The organism is Pseudoalteromonas sp. ESRF-bin5 (assembly GCF_002632075.1).
Classification (GTDB): domain Bacteria; phylum Pseudomonadota; class Gammaproteobacteria; order Enterobacterales; family Alteromonadaceae; genus Pseudoalteromonas; species Pseudoalteromonas marina.
Genome location: NZ_NTLW01000300.1, coordinates 1 through 5230, shown reverse-complemented (window position 1 = coordinate 5230; position 5230 = coordinate 1). Strand labels below are relative to the sequence as shown.

General features: G+C 41.4%; 3 protein-coding genes and 1 pseudogene. 1 reads left to right on the top strand and 3 read right to left on the bottom strand.

Features of this window, described 5'->3' with window-relative positions:
* Nucleotides 1-149 (bottom strand): annotated as a pseudogene (locus tag BCG07_RS18420) (arginase family protein); the annotation flags it as partial.
* A 445-nt stretch (nt 150-594) separates the two neighbouring features.
* Between BCG07_RS18420 and udp the strand changes: the two are divergent.
* On the top strand, nt 595-1350 hold the full coding sequence (udp, locus tag BCG07_RS18415) for a uridine phosphorylase (RefSeq protein ID WP_138739625.1): 756 nt from the start codon (nt 595-597) through the stop codon (nt 1348-1350).
* A gap of 62 nt (nt 1351-1412) precedes the next feature.
* On the opposite strand, the gene cdd is transcribed toward udp, so the two are convergent.
* Together cdd and ppc are read right to left on the bottom strand one after the other, a co-directional pair.
* Complete coding sequence (gene cdd / locus BCG07_RS18410) at nt 1413-2339, bottom strand: cytidine deaminase (protein ID WP_286891454.1); 927 nt, start codon at nt 2337-2339, stop codon at nt 1413-1415.
* Between the two features lie 431 nt (nt 2340-2770).
* Nucleotides 2771-5230: phosphoenolpyruvate carboxylase (gene ppc / locus BCG07_RS18405; RefSeq protein WP_286891452.1), on the bottom strand; the 2460-nt coding region annotated here is incomplete at its 5' end.

The window sequence follows — 5230 nt, the reverse complement described above, 5'->3', positions numbered from 1 at the left end:
AGCGTATCTACATTTTCGGTTTGACCATACAGTTTATTTCGAAGTGCCGCTTTTCGCTCTTTTGCAGTATTAACGGTAAAAACACCGTCGCCAGGAGCACATAAGCAGTGCTCTACTTTACTATTAAATGCTTGAATTTCTTGACTCATAATAAATCCTTATGAATTGTTCAGTGCGTATTTTAGTGATTATTTATGCAAAACGATTAAACAGGCCTAAACTTTAAATAATTAAAAAATTAAAAATTTTCTTTGTCTGTATCATTAAAAACCCTTTCAAAACCAACTTAAAATAAAAATATAAGCAACTGATATTTAAAAACTTTTAATTAATGCAGGCAATTATCATTTATGACTAACCACTTAGTTGAGTGATACTTATAATGCTTGCGCACACAAGTCAACCGCACAAGTAAACCAGCAATCCATGGGTGTGCTTGAATATTCATAGTTGATGAATAAAATACGCTAAAGCCCTATTTTACTGGCTTAAACAAGCACTCAATTATATTAATACGGACATACGTCCTGTACTTAAGAAAGGTTTCTAGCAATTATGCTAGATTGATAAAAATTATTTTAAAAAGGCTTAGATATGGAAAAGGTATTTCACTTAGGACTATGTATTGACGATCTACAAGGTGCAAAACTTGCGATTGTGCCCGGTGACCCAGATCGCGCTGCACGTATTTCTCAATTCCTAGACAACCCAACCTGCCTTGCTCAAACACGTGAGTTTCATGTTTATCTAGGTCAACTTAATGGCCACTCTGTTGTTATATGCTCAACCGGTATTGGCGGTCCATCTACATCTATTGCAGTAGAGGAACTTGCTCAATTGGGCGTGCGTCAATTTTTACGTATTGGTACTACGGGTGCTATTCAGCCGCACATTAATGAAGGTGAAATTTTAATTAGCCAAGCGTCTGTACGTTTAGACGGTGCAAGCCAACACTTTGCACCACTAAGCTACCCTGCTGTGTCTGATTTTTATGCAACACAAGCCATGGTTGAAGCTTGTAAAAATTTAAACATTGACTTTCATATTGGTATTACTGCATCTAGCGATACATTTTACCCAGGCCAAGAGCGCTACGATACTCATTCTGGTTATGTGCCAAAAGCATTTCAAGGTAGTTGTGAAGAATGGCAAAAGCTGGGCGTAATGAACTACGAAATGGAGTCGGCCACATTATTCACTATGTGTGCAGCTCTTGGCTTGCAAGCTGCCTGTGTTGCCGGTGTATTAGTTAACCGTACTCGTCAAGAAATTCCTAACGTTGACCACGGTGAAATAGAAAGAAAATCAGTGGCTGTTGTATTAGAAGCCGCTAAAGTGTTACTAGGTTAACTTTACTTAATAAGTAAAATTGATATGTAAAAGCACAGCTTATTAGCTGTGCTTTTTTGACACTATTTAAGCGCAGCGCTAATTATTTTTAGCTCTGGCAAATCAGTAAATCCCGATAGTACCGCCTTCGAAACACCCGCTTGATTTTCGTGCCCTTTAGTTTCTAAAAGTGTGATGCCTTTCACCGTCTTTTTATCAAAACTAAGGCCAGCTAAAAAGAACTGACTCAACGCGCTTTGCAGAGGCGATAAACTTGGGCTATAGGCTGCGTTTTCTGCATAACTGCCGTAAAAATCCCCATTATCAAATGTACTTACCTTGACTGCACTAAAATTTTGGCTGTACGGTACATACGCATTTAACGCAAAGCCCGCAAAAGTCTCTTCGATCTGTTCGTCATCAAAAACCGCAAGCTGAGGCTTTGGGTTAAACAAGCTAAATTCGTTACCCAAATCGGTTGGTCCAAACGAGTGAGGTAATAGCTCTGCCAATTTAAAATGTTGACTTGGAAGTAAAATATCAAATTCTTTCGCATCGGCTAATTCATTCATAAATTGGCGACAGTAGCCACACGGAGCGTCGCTTATAGCAATTTTAAGAATTTTTTTAGCACCATTTAACCAAGCATTATTAATGGCAGACTGTTCTGCATGAACAACGAGACTCAGTGCTTGATGATCAAACTCTACATTAGCGCCAAAATAAAAATTAACTTGTTGCTGCTCATCTATAGCTTTTACAATTGCACCAACATGAAAATGTGACACTGGAGCCACTGAAAACTCAGACGCTAAGGGTACTAAACCTTGTAACAGTGAATCGACAGAAACATTAAACTCTTTGCAAAGCTGTTCAATGTTGTTGGTGTTTAATATGCCGCGTTGCGACTTTAATTGGCTACGTAAGGACGCGGTTTGCGCTACGTTTAACGTGATATGAGAATTTGTAAGGGCTGTATCTTCTTGTACAGTAAAAGTTGCTGAAGCCATAATGTATTTTAATTATTCAATGGCTAAGTAGTTTAAAAGTTTAAGACCCAAATTGCTAGGGCCTGTTGACCTTTCAGGCTTAAAACTTGTTCAAACTAGAGACAATTTAATCGTGGCGCGAGGTTTGTAACCTAGTGGGCTCAGTAAAACCGAGCAAAACTTCCTCATCCTGCTCATGCCCCTTACCTACATCCATGTAGGCAACAAAAAGTTAATCGCACCTAGGGCGAACCTTCGGGCAGCGCGTGTTGGTATTCATATTGCGTTATCGCCTATTTATCGGAAATAAACACACTACATAGGCGCTGCCTTACCTAAGTACCAAATACACTGCTGAAAATTTAACCGAGAAAGGTAAATAGACCTTAGGTTATTAAACACAAAAAAAGGGAACACGCCGTGTTCCCTTTCTAAATAACAAACGTTAACGATTAACCAGTATTACGCATACCTGCAGCAATACCTGTCATAGTGATCATTAATGCATTATCGATATCACCTTCGTTGTGCTCCTCGTTAGAGCGAGCACGGCGAAGCAATTCAACCTGCAATACATTGAGCGGATCGGTGTACGGGTTTCGTAAACTAATCGACTCTTTTATCCAAGGCTGAGCTGCAAGTAAGCTTTTTTGCGGGCTTAACGACTGCACAAGCTCAATGGCTTCTTCAAGCTCTTTTCGCAACGTTACACCTAACGGCTTGTACATATCTTCCACCAGCGCATTATCATAGTGCTCACTTAACCAGCTATCGGCTTTACTAAATACCATTTCAAGCATTTCTAAACGAGCTCTAAAAAATGGCCAATTGAGGCTCATTTCGTTTAGTGTTTCTAAGCCATATTGGTCTAGTGCCTTTTTTAAGCCTGTTAACGCACCTAACCAAGCAGGCAACATTAACCTGTTTTGACTCCATGCAAAAATCCATGGAATAGCACGTAAACTTTCAACGCCCCCATTAGGGTTGCGTTTTGCAGGGCGAGAGCCAAGCGGAAGTTTAGAAAGCTCTAATTCTGGCGTTGCCATTCTAAAGTAAGGAACAAAGTTTTCGTCGTGGCGAACAACATTGCGGTAATGCTCACACGACTGCTCACTAATAAGCTTCATAACTTCGCGCCATTGTGGCTTAGGCTCTGGCGGTGGTAATAAGTTACTCTGCAGTACTGCCCCTGCATATATATTTAAGCTTTGTAGTGCTACATCTGGCAAACCAAATTTAAAGCGTATCATTTCGCCTTGCTCTGTTACCCGTAAACCACCTTTAAGTGAGCCTGGCGGTTGCGAGTGCAGTGCTTGTGCAGCCGGTGCACCACCTCGACCAACAGTCCCTCCTCGGCCGTGGAATAACACAAGTTCAATGCCGCGCTCGTCTGCAAGCTGCACGAGTTTATCCATTGCTTCATATTGGGCCCAACCTGCTGCCATCATACCGGCATCTTTAGCCGAGTCTGAATAACCAATCATTACATTTTGCGTATTTTGAATATGGCCGCGGTACCACACATTATCGAGTAGCGTCGTGATCACGTCGCTACCATTATTCAAATCGTCTAATGTTTCAAATAATGGGGCAACTGGCAATTCAAAACTACAGCCGCTTTCTTTAAGAAGTAACTGTACAGCTAAAATATCGGATGCAGTGCGTGCCATTGAAATAATGTACAAACCAAATGTTTTTTCATCTTGCTTTGCAATTACATCGAAGGTGTCGAGCACTTCTTGTACATCAGGGCTTGGTTGCCAATGCTTAGGGATAAGCGGACGACGCGAATTAAGCTCCGCTAGTAAAAATGCTTGCTTGTCTTGCTCTTGCCACTGGTTGTAGTCCCCTAACCCTAAATAACGCGTAAGTTCAGAAAAAACGTCGCTGTGGCGTGATGAATCTTGACGTACATCCAGTTTTGCCAAGCGAAGGCCAAAACTGTTTAAACGATGCATTAAATCAAGCAGTAAGCCATCGGCAACGACTTTCATGTTGCATTTTAATAATGAACGATAACATACCTCAATTGGGTGCTTGAGCTGGTTAATATCAGTAACAAGATCTTGTGCATCAGTGCGTTTGTGTTTAATTTTTGCACCTAAATGTGCCACTGTTTCAGACACTTCGCCTTTAAGCTTTTTAAGCACAGTTCGATAGGGTTCAAAGTCTTGGCCTGCCAACTCAATGAGTTCGTCGCTAGCGTCAGACATAGATAGCTCAGCGCATAACGTATCAATATCTCGGCTATATAAATCAAGCGCCATCCAGCGACCGTGGTCAAGAACTTGTGAAGTAACCTGTGCAGTAACAAATGGGTTACCGTCTCGGTCTCCACCCATCCAAGAAGTGAATTCAATTGGGCTGTAGTCAATGGGCAACTCTAGACTTAATTGCTCTTTAGCATGCTCCGAAAACTCACGTAAAAAACGCGGTACAGCATGCCAAAGGCTATTTTCAATAACTGCATACCCCCATTTAGCCTCATCAACAGGCGTTGGGCGCGAACGACGAATGTCGTCTGTATGCCACGCTTGGCTTATTAACTGAGCAATTCTATTTAAAATAGCTTCGCGCTCATGCTCCAAGTTATCTTTTCGCTCAAGCGATGCTAAACAATCGCTCAACTCAACGTGCTTGTTAATAATGGTACGGCGTGTAACCTCTGTGGGGTGGGCCGTTAGTACTAAATTAATGTGGAGTTTTGAGAGTGTGTCAGCAAGGTGGTTAGAGTCTAACTGACCTTCTTGTGCTTTAGCGGCTAACGTTTTTAATGTTTGAGTGAGAGGGTTTTGCTGGCCAAGACCAGCGTCATTAAAACGCGATACAGTATGAAACTGCTCTGCCACATTGGCTAAATTTAAAAAATGATTAAATGAACGGGCAACCGGTAAAAGCTCTTCATCACTAAG